This window comes from Burkholderia sp. JPY481 (assembly GCF_038900515.1).
In the GTDB taxonomy this organism is placed as follows: Bacteria; Pseudomonadota; Gammaproteobacteria; order Burkholderiales; family Burkholderiaceae; genus Paraburkholderia; species Paraburkholderia youngii.
Genome location: NZ_JAYMRT010000008.1, coordinates 34844 through 50775 on the forward strand (window position 1 = coordinate 34844; position 15932 = coordinate 50775).

Annotated in this window: 17 protein-coding genes; 5 read left to right on the plus strand and 12 right to left on the minus strand. The window is 63.8% G+C overall.

Annotation, left to right across the window (positions count from 1 at the left end; translation table 11 throughout):
* Position 1: 1 nt before the first annotated feature.
* From VSR82_RS19985 to benA, 5 genes are all read right to left on the minus strand, one after another.
* Entirely contained in the window at positions 2–1219 is a 1218-nt protein-coding gene (locus tag VSR82_RS19985) for a benzoate/H(+) symporter BenE family transporter (protein ID WP_429463073.1), read from the minus strand.
* A 124-nt stretch (positions 1220–1343) separates the two neighbouring features.
* A complete protein-coding gene (locus VSR82_RS19990; protein WP_368582514.1) occupies positions 1344–2135 on the minus strand; it encodes a 1,6-dihydroxycyclohexa-2,4-diene-1-carboxylate dehydrogenase in 792 nt (263 codons plus the stop codon).
* Positions 2132–3154 (minus strand): benzoate 1,2-dioxygenase electron transfer component BenC, encoded by a 1023-nt coding sequence (gene benC / locus VSR82_RS19995; protein ID WP_429463072.1) that lies wholly within the window; start codon positions 3152–3154, stop codon positions 2132–2134. Before benC ends, VSR82_RS19990 begins: the two co-directional genes overlap by 4 nt.
* Before the next feature lie 25 nt (positions 3155–3179).
* Positions 3180–3671, minus strand: a complete 492-nt coding sequence (gene benB / locus VSR82_RS20000) for a benzoate 1,2-dioxygenase small subunit (RefSeq protein ID WP_410852325.1) — start codon at positions 3669–3671, stop codon at positions 3180–3182.
* Entirely contained in the window at positions 3668–5035 is a 1368-nt protein-coding gene (gene benA / locus VSR82_RS20005) for a benzoate 1,2-dioxygenase large subunit (protein ID WP_429463071.1), read from the minus strand. The genes benB and benA overlap by 4 nt, the downstream gene beginning before the upstream one ends.
* Positions 5036–5480: 445 nt before the next feature.
* On the opposite strand from benA, the gene VSR82_RS20010 reads away from it, so the two are divergent.
* The 5 genes from VSR82_RS20010 to VSR82_RS20030 all read left to right on the plus strand — a co-directional run bounded on the left by VSR82_RS20010 (position 5481) and on the right by VSR82_RS20030 (position 9754).
* Entirely contained in the window at positions 5481–6398 is a 918-nt protein-coding gene (locus tag VSR82_RS20010; protein WP_018434770.1) for a LysR family transcriptional regulator, read from the plus strand.
* Between the two features lie 287 nt (positions 6399–6685).
* Positions 6686–7465: an ABC transporter substrate-binding protein gene (locus tag VSR82_RS20015; protein ID WP_498858005.1), complete on the plus strand. Its 780-nt coding sequence runs from the start codon at positions 6686–6688 to the stop codon at positions 7463–7465.
* Positions 7466–7554: 89 nt separating this feature from the next.
* On the plus strand, positions 7555–8244 hold the full coding sequence (locus tag VSR82_RS20020) for an ABC transporter permease (protein ID WP_498858006.1): 690 nt from the start codon (positions 7555–7557) through the stop codon (positions 8242–8244).
* Positions 8241–8954: an ABC transporter permease gene (locus VSR82_RS20025; RefSeq protein ID WP_368582520.1), complete on the plus strand. Its 714-nt coding sequence runs from the start codon at positions 8241–8243 to the stop codon at positions 8952–8954. Before VSR82_RS20020 ends, VSR82_RS20025 begins: the two co-directional genes overlap by 4 nt.
* Positions 8955–8986: 32 nt before the next feature.
* A complete protein-coding gene (locus VSR82_RS20030; protein WP_176368014.1) occupies positions 8987–9754 on the plus strand; it encodes an ABC transporter ATP-binding protein in 768 nt (255 codons plus the stop codon).
* A gap of 266 nt (positions 9755–10020) precedes the next feature.
* Here the strand turns inward: VSR82_RS20030 and VSR82_RS20035 are convergent, their stop codons facing one another.
* Genes VSR82_RS20035 through VSR82_RS20065 form a run of 7 tightly spaced genes read right to left on the minus strand, consistent with a single transcriptional unit; the run spans position 10021 to position 15718 of the window.
* Positions 10021–10353: a Rieske (2Fe-2S) protein gene (locus tag VSR82_RS20035; RefSeq protein ID WP_368582521.1), complete on the minus strand. Its 333-nt coding sequence runs from the start codon at positions 10351–10353 to the stop codon at positions 10021–10023.
* 3 nt (positions 10354–10356) lie between these two features.
* Positions 10357–10668, minus strand: coding sequence for a YciI family protein (locus tag VSR82_RS20040; RefSeq protein ID WP_368597967.1), 312 nt, complete (start codon positions 10666–10668; stop codon positions 10357–10359).
* A gap of 5 nt (positions 10669–10673) precedes the next feature.
* Positions 10674–11546, minus strand: coding sequence for an intradiol ring-cleavage dioxygenase (locus VSR82_RS20045; protein WP_429463069.1), 873 nt, complete (start codon positions 11544–11546; stop codon positions 10674–10676).
* 45 nt (positions 11547–11591) lie between these two features.
* Positions 11592–12659: a maleylacetate reductase gene (locus VSR82_RS20050; protein WP_498858007.1), complete on the minus strand. Its 1068-nt coding sequence runs from the start codon at positions 12657–12659 to the stop codon at positions 11592–11594.
* A 7-nt stretch (positions 12660–12666) separates the two neighbouring features.
* A complete protein-coding gene (locus VSR82_RS20055) occupies positions 12667–14133 on the minus strand; it encodes an aldehyde dehydrogenase family protein (protein WP_429463067.1) in 1467 nt (488 codons plus the stop codon).
* Positions 14134–14179: 46 nt separating this feature from the next.
* A complete protein-coding gene (locus VSR82_RS20060; RefSeq protein ID WP_410850989.1) occupies positions 14180–15199 on the minus strand; it encodes a hydroxyquinol 1,2-dioxygenase in 1020 nt (339 codons plus the stop codon).
* A 24-nt stretch (positions 15200–15223) separates the two neighbouring features.
* On the minus strand, positions 15224–15718 hold the full coding sequence (locus VSR82_RS20065; protein ID WP_410850990.1) for a cupin domain-containing protein: 495 nt from the start codon (positions 15716–15718) through the stop codon (positions 15224–15226).
* Between the last annotated feature and the right edge of the window lie 214 nt (positions 15719–15932).

Genomic DNA, 15932 nt, shown 5'->3' on the forward strand with positions numbered 1-15932 from the left:
GTCATTGGTTTGCCGACGTCTCGCGCCGCACCTTGTTCAGCACGAGGTAGGCGAACGAGCCGATCACGATGCCCCAGAACGCGGAGCCGAGCCCGAGGAAGGTCATACCGGATGCAGTCGCGAGAAACGTGATGACCGAGGGCTCGCGATGGTCTTCGTCCTGGATCGCGCCCATCACGTTCGACGTGATCGCACCGATCAACGCTAGACCCGCCAGAATCGCGACGAACTCCTTCGGCAGCATCGTGAACAGCGCGACGATCGCACCGGCGAAGGTGCCGCCGATCAGATAAAACACGCCGTTGGCGATGCCCGCGATATAGCGCTTATCCGGGTCGTCGTGCGCATCCTTGCCGGTGCACAGCGCCGCCGTGATCGCGGCGATCACGATCGTGATGCCGCCGAAAAACGCCACGCCGATCGACGCGATGCTAGTCGCGGTGATGATTGGCCGCGCCGGCGTGTGATAGCCGGACAGGCGCAGAATCGCCATGCCCGGCAGAAACTGCCCGGTCAGACTGACGACGACGAGCGGCAGCGCAAGACTCAGCGTCGAGCTCAGCGTCCATTCGGGTTGGATGAAGATCGGCCGCGTGACTTGCAGCGGCAGCGCGCCGAGGTGCGCGGCGCCGAGCGCGATGGCGAGCACCGTGCCCGTCAGCAGTACCAGCACGATGCAATAGCGCGGCAGCAGGCGCCTGAACACGATGTACGCGCCGATCATGCCTAACGCCAGCGCCGACATCGACGTCGCAGCCTTGAACGCATGTGTGCCGAACTGCAGCAGAATGCCGGCCATCATCCCGCAGGCGATGCCCTTCGGAATGCTGCGCACCATGCGATCGAAATAGCCCGAGATGCCGATCAGCAGAATGATCACAGCTGCGCTCAGGTATGCGCCCACCGCCTGATGCAGCGTCAACGCGGGAAACAGTCCGACCAGCAGCGCGGTGCCGGGGGCGGACCACGCGGTCACGACCGGCACTTTCAGCTTCCAGCTCGCGAAGATGCCGGAGACGGCCGCGCCGATCGAGATGCCCCATACCCACGACGCGACCATCTCGTTGGGCATGTGGGCCGCTTGCGCCGCCTGGAAGAAGATCACGAGCGGGCCCGCGTACGAGATCAGCACGGCCAGAAAGCCGGCCACGATGGCGGACACGGACCAGTCGGCCGCAATGGCGCGCGCGGTCGGCGCCTGGCTAGGGGTGGGATTCATCGTCGATGTGGGTCGTGGCGGCCCGCTGTTGGTGACATCGCGCCGGGCGGAGCAGTCATTCCGGGCCGATAGTATGAAGGACAATCGCGGCACGGCCTATCGGCGTGGTTCGGCCCGCCGCTCGCTAGCCTTGATCGCCGCCGCCGACCGGCAGCACGGTGCCGGTGATATACGACGCTTCATCGGAAGCGAGGAACAGGATCGCGCCGACCTGTTCGTCGATCGTGCCGTAGCGATGCATCAGGCTCGACGCGATCGTCTGATCGACGATGCCCTGATACCACGTCGCTTCCTGCTCGCTTTGCGGCGCGGTATTGCGCGGCACGCGGCGCGGCGGCGCTTCGGTGCCGCCGGTCGCGACCGCGTTGATGCGGATGCCGTGTTCGGCATGCTCGAACGCGAGGCTCGCGGTCAGCGCATTGACGCCGCCCTTCGACGCCGCATACGGCACGCGATAAATACTGCGCGTCGCAATCGACGACACGTTGACGATCGCACCGCTCGCGCGCTCCAGCATCGCGGGCAACACCGCGTGGCAGCACCACAGCGTCGGGAACAGCGAGCGCCGCACCTCGGCCTCGATCTGCTCGGCTTCGTACTCTTCGTACGGCTTCGCCCAGATCGTGCCGCCGACATTGTTGACGAGCGCGTCGATGCGGCCGAACACCTCGATCGCGAAGGCCGTCATTGCAGCCGCGCCCGCATAGGTTTCGAGGTCGGCGATGAACGCGCGCGCAGCGCCGCCGGCACGCGTAATCTCTTCTGTCACCTCGTGCACGATCGGCGAACGGTCCACCAGCACCACCGCCGCCCCCTCGCGCGCCGCGCGCAACGCGACGCCGCGGCCGATGCCCTGGCCCGCGCCGGTCACGACGAGCACCTTGTCCTTGAAGCGATCGATAAAGGTCGAAGTCATGCTACGTTGCTCGCCGAGAATTTTTCGTAGTAGAAGTTCGCGGGCTCGACGCTGCTCTCGCGCAGCCAGCCCTGCACCGCTTCGACCATCGCGACCGGGCCGCACAGGTAGACGTCGACGTCGCCGCTATTGAGCCATTCGCTGTCGACGTGCGCGGTCACGTAGCCTTTGCGCTCGTGGCTGCTCGCGGCATCGACGACACAGGTGCGGTAGCTGAAATTCGGCAGCGTGCGCTGCGCTTGTTCGAGCTGTTCGAGCGCGACCAGATCGATGTCGTGGGTCACGCCGTACACGAGCCGCACCGGCTGCGTGTTGCCGCTCGCCTTCAGCACGTCGAGCATCGACAGGAACGGCGCAATGCCGGTGCCGCCCGCGAGGAACAGCACCGGACGCTGCGGATCGCGCAGATAGAAGCTGCCATACGGACCCGTGAAGCCGATCCGCTGACCCGGCTGCGCATCGCGGCTCAGAAAGCCGCTCATCTTGCCGTCAGGCACGTTACGCACGACGAACGCCGCGCGCGCCGCGCCCGGCGCCGAGCTGAACGAGTACGACCGGCTCTCGCCGCTCGCGCCCGGAATCTCGACGTTCACGTATTGGCCCGCGAGAAAGCTCGGCGCGCTCGCGCCTTCGATATCGATCGAGAAATGGATCGTCGAATCCGACAGCCGTTCGACCGCCGCGAGCGTGCCTTCGAAACGCGACACCCCGGTCTTGCACGCCGCCGACGACGCCTGCAAGCGAATCACCAGATCCGAGCGCGGCCGCGTCTGGCACGCGAGGATATAGCCCTTGCCCGCTTCCTCGGGGGTCAACGCATCTTCGACGTAGCTCTCCTCGGGCATGTCGTACGCGCCCGATTCGCACAGTCCGCGGCAGGTGCCGCATGCGCCTTCGCGGCAGTCGAGCGGAATGTTGATCTTCTGCCGATACGCGGCATCCGACAGTGTTTCGTTCTCACGGCAGCTGATGAAGCGCGTGACGCCGTCTTCGAACTGAAGTGCAATAGTGTGTTCCATGACCTGTCTCCTGCAACCGCACCGGCTAGATGTGGTAGATGTCGATGACCTGATTGATGTAGTCGTTCTTCAGCACGACGTACTTGCTCAGGATTTGCGGCTCGGCGCCGTTGAAGTCGATCACGTAGCGCGACATGCCGAAGTAGCTGTAGTTCGTCCTGTAGCGATGGCTCAGCGTGTGCCAGTTGAAGCGCACCGTGTACACGCCGTTCTCCACGCTCTCCACTTCGACGTTCGCGACGTTGTGGCTCGTGCGCGTATCGGGCATCGTCGCGCTCGAACGCTCGGTCTTGATGCGGAACACGCGATCTTCGAGGCCCTGGCGGTTCGGGTAATAGATCAGCGAGATCTCGCGCTGCGGATCGGTGACGAGCTTGTCCTCGTCGTCCCACGACGGCATCCAGAACGACGCATCCGGGTGATAGCAGGCGAGCCACTCGTCCCATTGCTCGTCGTCGAGCAGGCGGCTTTCGCGGAACAGGAAAGCCTGAATATCGGTGATGGCGATGTTGCTCATGCGCGGCTCCCCGGCGCGTTCAGCGCCTTTTTCATCGTGTCGATCCAGTAGCGGTGCTGCACCGTATAGAGGCCTTCGTCTTCGGTCTTCACACCGCTCATCACGGGGTTCAGGCCGATCTTTTGCGCGGCTTCGTCGGCGCCGTCGATCCAGTGCTTCGAACCGCGGCACATGTCGTTCCATTCGACCGCGCGGGCCGCGTAGCCCAACTGGCAGGCGCGGAATTCCTCGAGGTCGTCGGGCGTGGCCATGCCGCTCACGTTGAAGAAGTCCTCGTATTGCCGGATGCGGCGCGAACGCGCTTCGTCGGATTCGCCCTTCGGCGCGATGCAGTAGATCGTCACCTCGGTCTTGTTGACCGACAGCGGCCGCAGCACGCGAATCTGCGAGCCGAACTGGTCCATCAGATACACGTTCGGGTAGAGGCACAGGTTGCGCGAGTTCTGGATCATCCAGTCGGCGCGCTCGGCGCCGCAGCGCGCGGCGAATTCCTCGCGGCGGCTGAAGTTCGGACGGTCTTCGGGATTGGCCCAGCGCGTCCACAGCAGCATGTGGCCGTGCTCGAACGCGTAGAAGCCGCCGCCCTGACGGCCCCAGCTGCCCGCATCCATCGCGCGGATCTTGTCTTCGCGGGCGTTTTCTTCCTTGCGATGATTGGTCGTCGCCGCGTAGTTCCAGTGCACGGCCGACACGTGATAGCCGTCCGCGCCGTTTTCGGCGGTCAGCTTCCAGTTGCCTTCATACGTGTAGGTCGATGAGCCGCGCAGCACTTCGAGACCGTCTTCCGACTGGTCGACGATCATGTCGATGATGAGCGCCGCCTCGCCGAGGAACGTCTCGAGCGGCGGCACGTCATCGCTCAGGCTGCCGAACAGGAAGCCGCGATAGTTGCCGAAGCGCGCGAGCTTCTTCAGGTCGTGCGAGCCTTCCTTGTTGAAGCAGTCGGGATAGCCCGCGTCCGACGGGTCTTTGACCTTCAGCAGCTTGCCGCTGTTGTTGAAGGTCCAGCCGTGGAATGGGCACGTATAGGTCGCCTTGTTGCCGCGCTTGTGACGGCACAGCATCGCGCCGCGGTGCGTGCACGAATTGATGAACGCGTTCAGCTCGCCCTGACGATTGCGCGCGATCACGACCGGCTGCCGGCCCATATAGGTCGTGAAGTAATCGTTGTTGTTCGGAATCTGGCTTTCGTGCGCGAGATAAATCCAGTTGCCCTCGAAAATATGCTGCATTTCGAGTTCGAACAGACGCTCGTCGGTAAACGCGCTGCGATGCAGGCGGTAGTCGCCGCGCTCGCGGTCTTCCACGAGAAAGTCGTCGATGTTCTTCAGTTGTGGAGTGTGATCCGGATAGATCGGAATCATGCGTGTCTCCTGGTACGGACTGTCGGTATGCGTGCGAAGCACGCGTGTAGGGAGCGGCCTGCCTGCCGGGAGGCCGGCAGGCCGGTTGGTCTTTCACGTCGGGAGTGGAGGCGGTGCGCCTCCGGGCGTTGCGTCAGGTCGCGGCGCGCAAGGGCTCGACCTTCGGCACGAGAGGCGGGATATCGGTGGGCAACCCTTTCGACAGGGTTTCGATTTCAGCGTGTTTCATTGCTGCTCCTGAACTCTTCTAAGTCTTGGATCCCATGCGCGAGGAATTGCCTGCGCCGTCTCCGTGGGGCCGACCGACGCTTCAGACCGGGCCGAGTTGTCAATGCTCGGGAGGTATAATTTTGTGGGGCGTCTACGGTAACTGAAGGATAGTTGTCCGCCATTTGCATCGTCCAACACTGATTTAGTATCGGGACGATACTTAAAAGGTATTTTTATGGAATTGCGCCACCTGCGCTACTTCGTAGCCGTTGCCGAGGAATGCAACGTCACCAAGGCCGCCAAACGTCTGCATATTGCGCAGCCGCCGTTGAGCCGGCAGATCCAGCAGCTCGAAGACACGCTCGGCGTGCAGCTGTTCGAGCGCAACTCGCGGCCGCTGAAGCTGACCGAGGCGGGCCGCTTCTTCTATTCGCACGCGGTGCAGCTGCTCGCGCAAACGACGGAAATCGAGGCGATGACGCGGCGCGTCGGCAAGATCGAACGGAGTTTATCCGTTGGCTTCGTCGGCTCGACGCTGTACGGCATGCTGCCGAAAATCATCCGCCGCTTTCGCACCGAGAACAGCACCGTCGAGCTGAGCCTGCACGAGATGTCGACGATGGATCAGATCAAGGCGCTCAAGGAAGGCCGCATCGACGTCGGCTTCGGCCGCATTCGTCACGAAGACCCGAGCATCAAGCGTGTCGTGCTGCGCGAAGAACGGATGATCGTCGCGCTGCCCCTCGGCCATCCGCTGAGCGACGCGAAGCCGGTGCTGTCGCTGCACGACCTGACCAGCGAAACGCTGATCATCTTTCCGAAGGCGCCGCGGCCCAGTTACGCGGACCAGGTGCTGGCCGCGTTTCACGATCGCGGCCTGAAACCGCAGCGGCTCTACGAGACGCGCGAGTTGCAGATCGCGCTCGGCCTCGTCGCCGCCGGCGAAGGCATCTCGATCGTGCCGGCGAGCGTGTACGGCTTGCAGCGCGGCGACATCGCCTATAAGGACCTCGACGATCAGAACCTCGTGTCGCCGATCATCATGAGCATCCGCATGCTCGACGAATCGGCCGACATCCAGCGCATGCTCGAACTGATCTACGCGCTGTACGACGAACAGCACATGACCTATCTGCCGCCTTCGCATCAGTAGCGCGGTTCGCGGGGTTCGCGGCTAGATGCCCATGCGGGCATCGCCGCAACGAAGTTGTATGGACAAGCTATTTGCCACGGTATAGACCGCGGGTATACGCGAAAACTCGGGCTGCGCCCGCAGCCTTTCAATCAGCCTGACAATCCCGCCCGCAAACGCCTATACGCCTATTCTCCGTCTCCCTCCTGGGTGCGCGTAAGCACTAACCCTGATTGCCGCTCAACGGCCGTACGGGATAATTTGTCTATACAACATCGCACCTCGCAGCATCCCTCCCGGAGACTTTGATGAAGAAACTTGCCCTATCCCTCGCCCTCGCCCTCGCACTCGCCGCCACCGGCGCTTTCGCCAAAGATTGGTCCACGGTCCGCTTCGGCGTCGATGCGAGCTATGCGCCGTTCGAATCGAAAGCGACCGATGGCAAGCTGGTCGGCTTCGACGTCGACCTCGGCACCGAAATCTGCCGCCGTCTGAATGCGAAGTGCGTTTGGGTCGAGCAGGACTTCGACAGCATGATTCCGGCACTGAAGGCGAAGAAGTTCGACGGCGTGCTGTCGTCGATGTCGACGACGCCGAAACGTGCTGAACAGATCGCTTTCTCGTCGAAGCTGTTCAACACGCCGACACGGCTCGTCGCGAAGAAGGGCTCGGGTATCGCGCCGACCGCCGACTCGCTGAAGGGCAAGACGGTGGGCGTCGAACAGGGCACGATTCAGGAAACCTACGCGAAGACCTATTGGGAGGCGAAGGGTGTGAAGGTCGTGCCGTACCAGAACCAGGACGCGGTCTACACCGACCTGCAGTCGGGCCGTCTGGACGCGGCACTGCAAGACGCGGTGCAGGCTGACCAGGGCTTCCTGAAGACGCCGCGCGGCGCGGGCTTCGCGTTCGTCGGGCAGAACATCGACGATCCGAAGATCCTCGGCAACGGCGCGGGCATCGGCATGCGCAAGGAAGACGAAGATCTGAAGATCAAGGTCGACAAGGCGATCGCCGACATGATCAAGGACGGCACCTACAAGAAGATCGAGCAGAAGTACTTCGACTTCGACGTGTACGGCGGCTAAGCCCGCGCGCAACACCACGAGCCCGCTCCACCCGATCGGTAGACCCCGCGCGCATGCGCGCGGGTCGCTCCTTCAACAAGGACACTCCCATGCTGTTTCAAGGCTTCGGTCCGCTGCTCCTCGCGGGCACGTGGGCAACCATCAAGCTCGCGGTGCTGTCGCTGGCGGCGTCGTTCGCGCTGGGACTTCTCGGCGCCGCCGCGAAGCTGTCGACCAACCGCGTGCTTTCGCGCATCGGCGCGATGTACACGACGCTGATCCGCGCCGTGCCCGACCTCGTGCTGATGCTGTTGCTGTTCTACAGCATCCAGATCTGGCTCAATGAGCTGACCGACATGTTCAGCATGGAGCAGATCGACATCGATCCGTTTCTCGCCGGTGTGATCACGCTGGGCTTCATATACGGCGCGTACTTCACCGAAACCTTCCGCGGCGCGTTCCTTTCGGTGCCGCGCGGGCAGATCGAAGCGGGCTTCGCGTACGGCATGAGCGCGCGGCGCGTGTTCACCCGCATCCTGTTCCCGCAGATGATGCGCTTCGCGCTGCCCGGTATCGGCAACAACTGGCAGGTGCTCGTGAAGGCCACCGCGCTCGTGTCGATCATCGGTCTCGCGGACGTGGTCAAGGCATCGCAGGACGCCGGCAAGAGCACGCAGTCGTTCTTTTTCTTCACGCTGGCGACCGGGGCCATCTACCTCGCCATCACGACCATTTCGAACCTGGTATTGATCCGCCTCGAGAAGCGCTACTCGATCGGCGTACGGAGGGCCGCGCTGTGATCGAACTGATCCGTCAATACTGGCAGAACTACATTTTCACGGACGGCTTCAATTACACCGGCCTCGTCATCACGCTGTGGCTGCTGGTTGCATCGATCGTGCTGGGTTTCATGCTGGCCGTGCCGCTCGCGATCGCACGCGCGTCGCGCAACCGTTACATCTCCGGCCCCGTCTGGCTGTTCACCTACGTGTTTCGCGGCACGCCGTTGTACGTTCAATTGCTGCTGATCTACACGGGGCTCTACAGTCTGCATTTCGTCCATTCGCACGCGATGCTCGACAGCTTCTTTCGCAATGCGATGAACTGCACGCTGCTCGCGTTCGCGCTGAACGAATGCGCGTACGCCACCGAAATCTTCGCAGGCGCGATCCGCGAGACCTCGCACGGCGAGATCGAAGCGGCTCAGGCTTATGGCATGTCGAAGTTCAAGCTGTATACGCGCATCATCCTGCCGTCTGCGCTGCGCCGGGCCCTGCCCTCGTACAGCAACGAGGTGATCCTGATGCTGCACGCGACCACGCTCGCGTTCACGGCGACCGTCCCCGACATTCTGAAAGTGGCGCGCGACGTCAACTCCGCGACCTACGCGACGTTCCAGGCGTACGGCATCGCGGCGATCCTGTATGCGGCGATCGTGTTCGCGCTGATCTGGGGCTTCCGCAAGATGGAAATCCGTTTGCTGGCTTATCTGAAACCGCAAGGGCATTAAAGCGCATTCGCGCCATGATGGAGCATACGAGCATGTACAAGCTGACAGTCGACGACCTGCACAAGAAGTTCGGCGACAACGAGGTATTGAAGGGCGTCTCGCTGAAGGCGAAGGCGGGCGACGTGATTAGCCTCATCGGGTCGAGCGGCTCAGGGAAAAGCACCTTCCTGCGGTGCATCAACTTTCTCGAATCGCCGTGCTCCGGGCGCATCACGCTTAACGGCGAGGAAATCAACACGAGCAGGGATCGCAACGGCTCGCTACGCGTGACCCATCCGAAGCAGTTGCAAACGATGCGCACGCGTCTCGCGATGGTGTTCCAGCATTTCAATCTGTGGGCGCATATGACGGTGCTCGAGAACATCATCGAGGCGCCGATCAGTGTGCTGGGATTGAGCCGCGCCGAAGCGGAAGAGCGTGCTCGCAAGTATCTGACCAAGGTCGGTTTGCCGGCCAGCACGGAGAAAAAATATCCGTCGCATCTGTCGGGCGGTCAGCAGCAGCGCGTCGCGATTGCTCGCGCGCTCGCGATGGAGCCGGAAGTGATGCTGTTCGACGAACCGACTTCGGCGCTCGATCCCGAGCTCGTCGGCGAAGTGCTGCGCGTGATGCAGGCGCTCGCCGAAGAAGGCCGCACGATGATCGTCGTCACGCACGAAATGGGCTTTGCGCGCAACGTGTCGAATCATGTCGTGTTCCTGCACAAGGGCAAGATCGAGGAGCAAGGGCATCCGCATCAAGTGCTGACGAATCCGCGTAGCGAGCGGTTGCAGCAGTTTCTGGCGGGGCGGTTGAAGTAAGAATGGCAGGGTATGGCGCGTGGTTCAGCCTCGCGCCTTACCCCGAATCATCCGCGCAACGAATGCGCCACTCACCGGAGGGCCCCCGCGTAGGCCCGGAATTGCAGCAATTCGAAGTATTCTGGGTGAAGGATGAGGACCTTGCCCCGCTACGGGGCAAAAATCTCATCGCTCGTTTGCGCGTGAATCCGGATCAGTTCCCGATTCCCTAAGCCGTTGGCCTAATCACGCTACCGCAGAGGTTGAATCTGCTATCAGAGCGCCAACTACGGATTCAACACCACCCACGCGTCCCCATCGACCGCAATCTTCACCGCATCGAGGCTCGCCCCCGCACACGGCCCCTCGATACAGCGTCCATCCTCGAAGCGAAACAACGCGCTGTGATGCGCGCACATCAACACCTGCGAGCGATAGCACAGCACATCGCCGGGTTCGAAATCGAGCGGCACCGAAAAATGCGGGCAACGGTTCGCGTAAGCCCACACCTGCTCGCCCCGCCGCACCACCACGACGGGCACGCCGGCGGCCGTTGCATCGACGACCCGCGCGCCGCCATCGGGCACGTCGGCAAGCGGACATAGCGGCGTTTCGTTCATCGCTCAGACTCGCCGTTCCGGATTGCCGAGGCTCCAGTCCCACGGGCGAATCTCGACGCAATCGAACAGCCCCGCCTGCATGTACGGATCGTTGCTGACGAACTCCATCACGTCGTCGATACGCTCCGCTTCGACGACCAGCAACGTGCCATTCATCGCATCGCATTGCGGCGCGAGCGTCGGACCGCCGAGGCGCACGAACACACCGCGATGCGTACCGCCGCGCAGCCACGTGCGATGCACCGGACGCACCCGTTCGCGCACTTCGCGCATGCCTGGCTTGTCGGTCGCGAATACCGCGAAAAAACGTGCCATTGCCATCAGCTCCGATCGAGAATGAAGTCGTAGCGCGCTTCGCGGAACGGTCCATCGAAACCGAAGCGGCGCGCGAGTTCGTGATCCGCGGGGCACTCGCGATAGTCGACCATCAGCGACGGCTTCACGCCGAACACCGCGTCCGAACCCAGATAAGGATCTTCGCGATCGAACACATGCGTGACGAGCGTACGATGCCCAGGCGCGTCGATCATGAAGTGCAGATGCGCGGGCCGCCACGGATGCCGTCCGGTCGCTTCGAGCATGCGGCCGACCGGGCCGTCGGTCGGAATCGGATAGCTGACCGGCACGATCGTCGAAATCGCATAGCGGCCTTCGGCGTCGGTGCGAAAACGGCCACGCAGATTGCCGTGCGGCTGCTCGGTGTCCTGCCCCGAGTACATGCCGTTCTCGGCGGTCTGCCAGACGTCCAGTACCGCGTTGGCAAGCGGTTCGCCGTCCGTCGACAGCACGCGCCCATGCACGAGCGCGGGCGTGCCCGGCGTGAACGCGATGTTCTCGCCATACGCGCGCTCGGGCATGCCGCGAATATAGAACGGCCCGAACACGGTGGTGTCGGTGGAGCCCGTCGCGAGCCGGTGATTGATCGCGTCGACCAGCATCGATACGCCGAGCGTATCCGACAGCAGAATGAATTCCTGGCGCACGAGGTCGTCGCACATCTTGCCGGTGTCGGTCAGAAAGCGGATGGCCGACATCCATTCGGCCTCGGTCGGCTCGACTTCGCGCACGAACGCATGCATGTGCCGCACGAGGCTTTGCATCAGCGTGCGCAGTCGATCGTCGGGCGTGCCGGCGAAGCTTGCTACCACCTGCTCGGTCAGGGCCTGCTCGGCCTCTTTGCTGTCTGTCGACATGTCTTCCTCCATCTATTGTTTGGGCGGCGCTGCGTTCTCCGGCGCTCAGACGGGTTCGGCACCCTGCCACGCCCGTTGCAGCAGCGCGCGGATCGCATCGCGTTCCACGGGACGCGGGTTCGCATACGGATTCTTGCACGCGAGATCGGCCGCTTCGTCGAGTCCCTGCTCGGGCATGCCGATCTGCGCGAGCGCCAGCGGAATGCCGAGCGCGCGGTTCAGTTCGAACAGCAGCGGACCCGCGTCGGCCGCGCGTTCGCCGCCGAGTGCGCGTGCGACGCGCGCGAGCGCAGCGGGCGCGGCGTCGTGGTTGTAGTGTGCCGTATGCGGCAGCATCGCCGCATGGGTTTGCGCATGCGGCAGGTTGAACGTGCCACCGAGCGTATGACAAAGCTTGTGATGCAGGGCCATGCCGACCGCGCCCAGACAGGTGCCCGCGAGCCACGCGCCGTACAGCGCGCCGCTGCGCGCGGCGGCATCGTCCGGTGCGCGCACGATCGCGGGCAGCGCTTCGCCGAGCGCGCGGATCGCTTCCTCGGCCATCAGGCTGATCACCGGGTTCGCGTCTTCCGCATACAACGCTTCGACCGCATGGGCCATCGCGTTGATACCCGACGCGGCGGAAATGCCCGCCGGCAACGACAACGTCAGCGACGGATCGTAGATCACCGTGCGTGGCAGCACGCGCATATCGCGTCCCGTGCGCTTCAGACGCCCTTCCGTGAGGCCGTAGATCGGCGTCATCTCGGAGCCCGCATAGGTGGTGGGCACGGCGATGATCGGCAGCGACGATTCGAGCGCGATCGCCTTGCCGAGGCCGACCGTCGAACCACCGCCCACCGCGACGCAGCAGTCGGCATCGAGCGCGGCCGCCGCATCGCGCGCCGCGCGAGCGACTTCGATCGGCACGTGCATCACGGCTTGCGCATGCACACCCGCCGCGCGCTTGCCGAGCACCTCCGCGACCCGCTCGGCCAGCGCGTGCTGCTCGGGTGTCGCCAGGATCAGCGCGCGCTTGGCTCCTAACCGTTCGACCTCCGCGGGCAGCGTCGCGAGCCCGCCCCATTCGAACACCACACGCGACGGCGTGCCCTGATAGATGAAGCGCTCCATGCGGCCCTCAGCGCTTGAAATGCGGCGGCACGTTGCCGTCGACGTTGACCCACACCGAGCGCGCTTCCGTGTAGTCGTGCATCGCCTCGAAGCCCATCTCGCGGCCATAGCCCGACTGTCCGACGCCGCCGAACGGGCTGCCCGGATTGACGCGCTTATAGCAGTTGACCCAGCACATGCCCGCATGGATTCGCGCGGCCATCGAATGCGCGCGCGACAGATCGCGCGTCCATAGCCCGCTGCCGAGGCCGTAGTCGGTGCCGTTGGCGATTGCGAGCGCTTCGTCGTCGGTACGGAAACGCAGCACCGTGACGAACGGGCCGAACACTTCCTCCTGCGCGACGCGGTCGTTCGGACTCGCGGCCTCGACGACGGTCGGGCGCACGTAGTAGCCGTTCGCAAGCGATGCATCGCTCGGTGCAGTGCCGCCGGTCAGCACGCGGCCGCCCTGCTGACGCGCGATGTCGACGAACGCGAGCACGCGTTCCTGATGCTGCTTCGAGGTGAGCGGCCCCATCTCGGTGTCGGCATCGAGCGGATCGCCGAGCCGGATCGACGACGCCAGCGACACGAAGCGCTCGAGGAACTGATCGGCGATGCGCTCGTGCAGGATCAGCCGCGAGCCCGCGATGCACGCCTGGCCCTGGTTGTGGAAGATCGCCCAGGCGGCGCCGTTGATCGCGGCATCGAGGTTCGCGTCGTCGAACACGATGTTCGCGCCCTTGCCGCCGAGTTCGAGCTGCACACGCTTCAGATTGCCCTGCGAGGCCTCGACGATGCGCCGCCCGGTCGCGGTCGATCCGGTGAACGCGATCTTGCCGACGCCCGGATGCTCGGCGAGCCGCTGCCCAGCCGTATGACCATAGCCCGCGACGATGTTGACGACGCCCTCGGGAAAACCGACCTCGGCCATCAGCTCGACGATGCGCAGCGTGGACAGCGGCGTGATCTCCGACGGCTTCAGCACGACCGTGTTGCCGGCCGCGAGTGCCGGTCCCATCTTCCAGCTCGTGAACATCAGCGGGAAATTCCACGGCACGATCTGCCCGACCACGCCGATCGGCGCGCGCTGCACGTAGTTCAGAAACCCCGCTTCGACCGGAATCACCGAGCCTTGCAGCTTGTCGGCCATGCCGCCGAAGTAGCGAAAGCATGCCGCCGTGCGCGGCACGTCGAGCGAGCGCGAATCGCGGATCGGGTGGCCGGTGTCCAGCGATTCGAGTTGCGCGAGTTCCTCGGCATTGGCCTCGATCGCGTCGGCGAGCTTCAGCAGCAGCCGGCCGCGTTCGGCGGCGGGCAGCGCGGCCCACTTCGGGAACGCGCGCGCGGCGGCAGCGACGGCCAGATCGACGTCGGCGGCGGTGGCCGCGGCGATCTGCGTGATCAGCGAGCCGTCGTGCGGATTGAGCACGTCGATCGTGCCGCCTTCGACGGCGTTAGTGAAGCGGCCGTCGATGAACAGTTGGGTTTGCATGAATGATCCTCGGTGAATGCGGGCGCGCGGCTCTTCAATCGAGCCTTCAGAAATCGACGGGGTACGGCTTCAGCTCGCCGCTTTCGTAACGCTTCGGCAGATTCGGCGTCGCGTTCTCCCACACGAGCAGCATCGAGCGCTTGGTCGAGTAACCCTGATGGCGGATGTCGGCCGGCATCGCGCAGATGTCTCCCGCACGCATCGTGATCCGCGCGCGCGGTGCGCCGGTGTTCTTGTCGCCGATGTCCCAGACGATTTCATCGGACAGTTGCAGGAACCACTCGACCCGATCGTTGCCGTGAAACACCGGCAGGATGTATTCCTCGGTGGTCGGGCAGAACAGGCTCTGGCCGCACACCGACGTAACCGACGGATTCCACGTGACGTCCGAGCGCGACAGATACTTGAACAGATTGAACGCGTGCAGCTGGCCCTCGAAGCCGGGCTCGACGTGCACCTCCGGATCGTCCTGCACGACGTCGGCGAACGCGCGGTTGACCGGCAGTTCGTCGCGCAGCGGCGAGTCGCCTTCGAGGCCCGGCATGCGGCGTGTCGCGATGCGCGTGCGCTCGATCGCGGCGTCGTTGTCGCCATGCTTGCGGCCGAACGCGGTGCCGGTTTCCTCGGGTGCCGCGAACGGGTCGAAGCCTTCGTTGGTCCAGTCGTGCAGGATCGCCTTGAAGGTCGCCATGATCGTGGGCGTCTCGAAGGTCTCCATGTAATCGACGCCCGCGTCCTTCATGATGCCGTTGAACGAGCCCGCATACACGTCCACCTTGCCGTAGTGATTGCGCGTGCCGAACACGTGGTCGAAGTTGACCCAGCCGTAGAAGAAGCCCCAGGCGACGTCGCGCATCATCGCGCGCAGGAACGCATCGGCCGGCACCGCGTGGGTGCGGGTCTGGCCTTTCGCGGGCCAGTTGATCTTGACGAAGTACTCGTCGCGCAGGAATTCGAACGCGCCGAGCGTAAAGCGGCGATAGCCGGTGATCGCGTCGGGTTCGCTGGCGCGCACGGTGTCGGCCGCGAAGCCGGCCGGGTGATCGAGGGTTTCGAGGGATGCCATGTCTTGTCTCCTAACGTGTGCGTATCAGTGCAGGCAGATATCGGCCCACTTCTCCACCGACAGTTCGCCGCGCATCGTTTGCACGAGCACGACGCCGGGCTTTTGCGCGCTGAAACGATATGCGCAGCCGGCCGGCAGCAAAGCCTGATGACCGCGACGCAGCACCACGTAACCCATCGCGCGGCCGGCAGGTTGCGCGCCCGCTGCGACGGTGCCCGCGCCACTCTTCGGCGGATTGTCGAGCTTGACGAAATCGATGCGTACTTCGCCGTCCATCAGGATCGCGAACTCGTCGTGTGCGCAGGCGAACCATTGCGATTGGCCTTCGGTGCGCAGCGCCTCGATCACGTAGTCGAGGTTCTTGCCGACTACGACCTTCTCGTAGGGCGCCGACTCGGAAGCGACTTCGAAGATGTTGGAAAACACGTAATGGCGCGCTTCGCCGCTCGTGATTTCGATTTCGCCTTTGCGGTAGCCGTCGAGCGAGCCAAAGACGGTGTGGAATGACTGGTCGGTCATTGCTGTCTCCTGTGTCGATCGGAGTTGGCGCTTTAGCTGTCGACCGGTGTTGGCGCTTAGCGCCTACTCCGGTCCCATGCAAAGCTCTTGCTCCGATCCCATGCAACGAAGTTGCGGTTGTTGAATCGGTCTTGTTGGAAGTAACTTTAGAAGCGCAACAGGATGGCAACAACCGGCGATCGGGCGATTACAGCATTTGCACTTTGCAAATAAT

Excerpts from the sequence above, each read along its gene's own strand:
- VSR82_RS19985 (WP_429463073.1), bottom strand. The coding sequence starts at position 1,219 with ATGAATCCCACCCCTAGCCAGGCGCCGACCGCGCGCGCCATTGCGGCC.
- VSR82_RS19990 (WP_368582514.1), bottom strand. The coding sequence starts at position 2,135 with ATGACTTCGACCTTTATCGATCGCTTCAAGGACAAGGTGCTCGTCGTG.
- benC (WP_429463072.1), bottom strand. The coding sequence starts at position 3,154 with ATGGAACACACTATTGCACTTCAGTTCGAAGACGGCGTCACGCGCTTC.
- benB (WP_410852325.1), bottom strand. The coding sequence starts at position 3,671 with ATGAGCAACATCGCCATCACCGATATTCAGGCTTTCCTGTTCCGCGAA.
- benA (WP_429463071.1), bottom strand. The coding sequence starts at position 5,035 with ATGATTCCGATCTATCCGGATCACACTCCACAACTGAAGAACATCGAC.
- VSR82_RS20010 (WP_018434770.1), top strand. The coding sequence starts at position 5,481 with ATGGAATTGCGCCACCTGCGCTACTTCGTAGCCGTTGCCGAGGAATGC.
- VSR82_RS20015 (WP_498858005.1), top strand. The coding sequence starts at position 6,686 with ATGAAGAAACTTGCCCTATCCCTCGCCCTCGCCCTCGCACTCGCCGCC.
- VSR82_RS20020 (WP_498858006.1), top strand. The coding sequence starts at position 7,555 with ATGCTGTTTCAAGGCTTCGGTCCGCTGCTCCTCGCGGGCACGTGGGCA.
- VSR82_RS20030 (WP_176368014.1), top strand. The coding sequence starts at position 8,987 with ATGTACAAGCTGACAGTCGACGACCTGCACAAGAAGTTCGGCGACAAC.
- VSR82_RS20035 (WP_368582521.1), bottom strand. The coding sequence starts at position 10,353 with ATGAACGAAACGCCGCTATGTCCGCTTGCCGACGTGCCCGATGGCGGC.
- VSR82_RS20040 (WP_368597967.1), bottom strand. The coding sequence starts at position 10,668 with ATGGCACGTTTTTTCGCGGTATTCGCGACCGACAAGCCAGGCATGCGC.
- VSR82_RS20045 (WP_429463069.1), bottom strand. The coding sequence starts at position 11,546 with ATGTCGACAGACAGCAAAGAGGCCGAGCAGGCCCTGACCGAGCAGGTG.
- VSR82_RS20050 (WP_498858007.1), bottom strand. The coding sequence starts at position 12,659 with ATGGAGCGCTTCATCTATCAGGGCACGCCGTCGCGTGTGGTGTTCGAA.
- VSR82_RS20055 (WP_429463067.1), bottom strand. The coding sequence starts at position 14,133 with ATGCAAACCCAACTGTTCATCGACGGCCGCTTCACTAACGCCGTCGAA.
- VSR82_RS20060 (WP_410850989.1), bottom strand. The coding sequence starts at position 15,199 with ATGGCATCCCTCGAAACCCTCGATCACCCGGCCGGCTTCGCGGCCGAC.
- VSR82_RS20065 (WP_410850990.1), bottom strand. The coding sequence starts at position 15,718 with ATGACCGACCAGTCATTCCACACCGTCTTTGGCTCGCTCGACGGCTAC.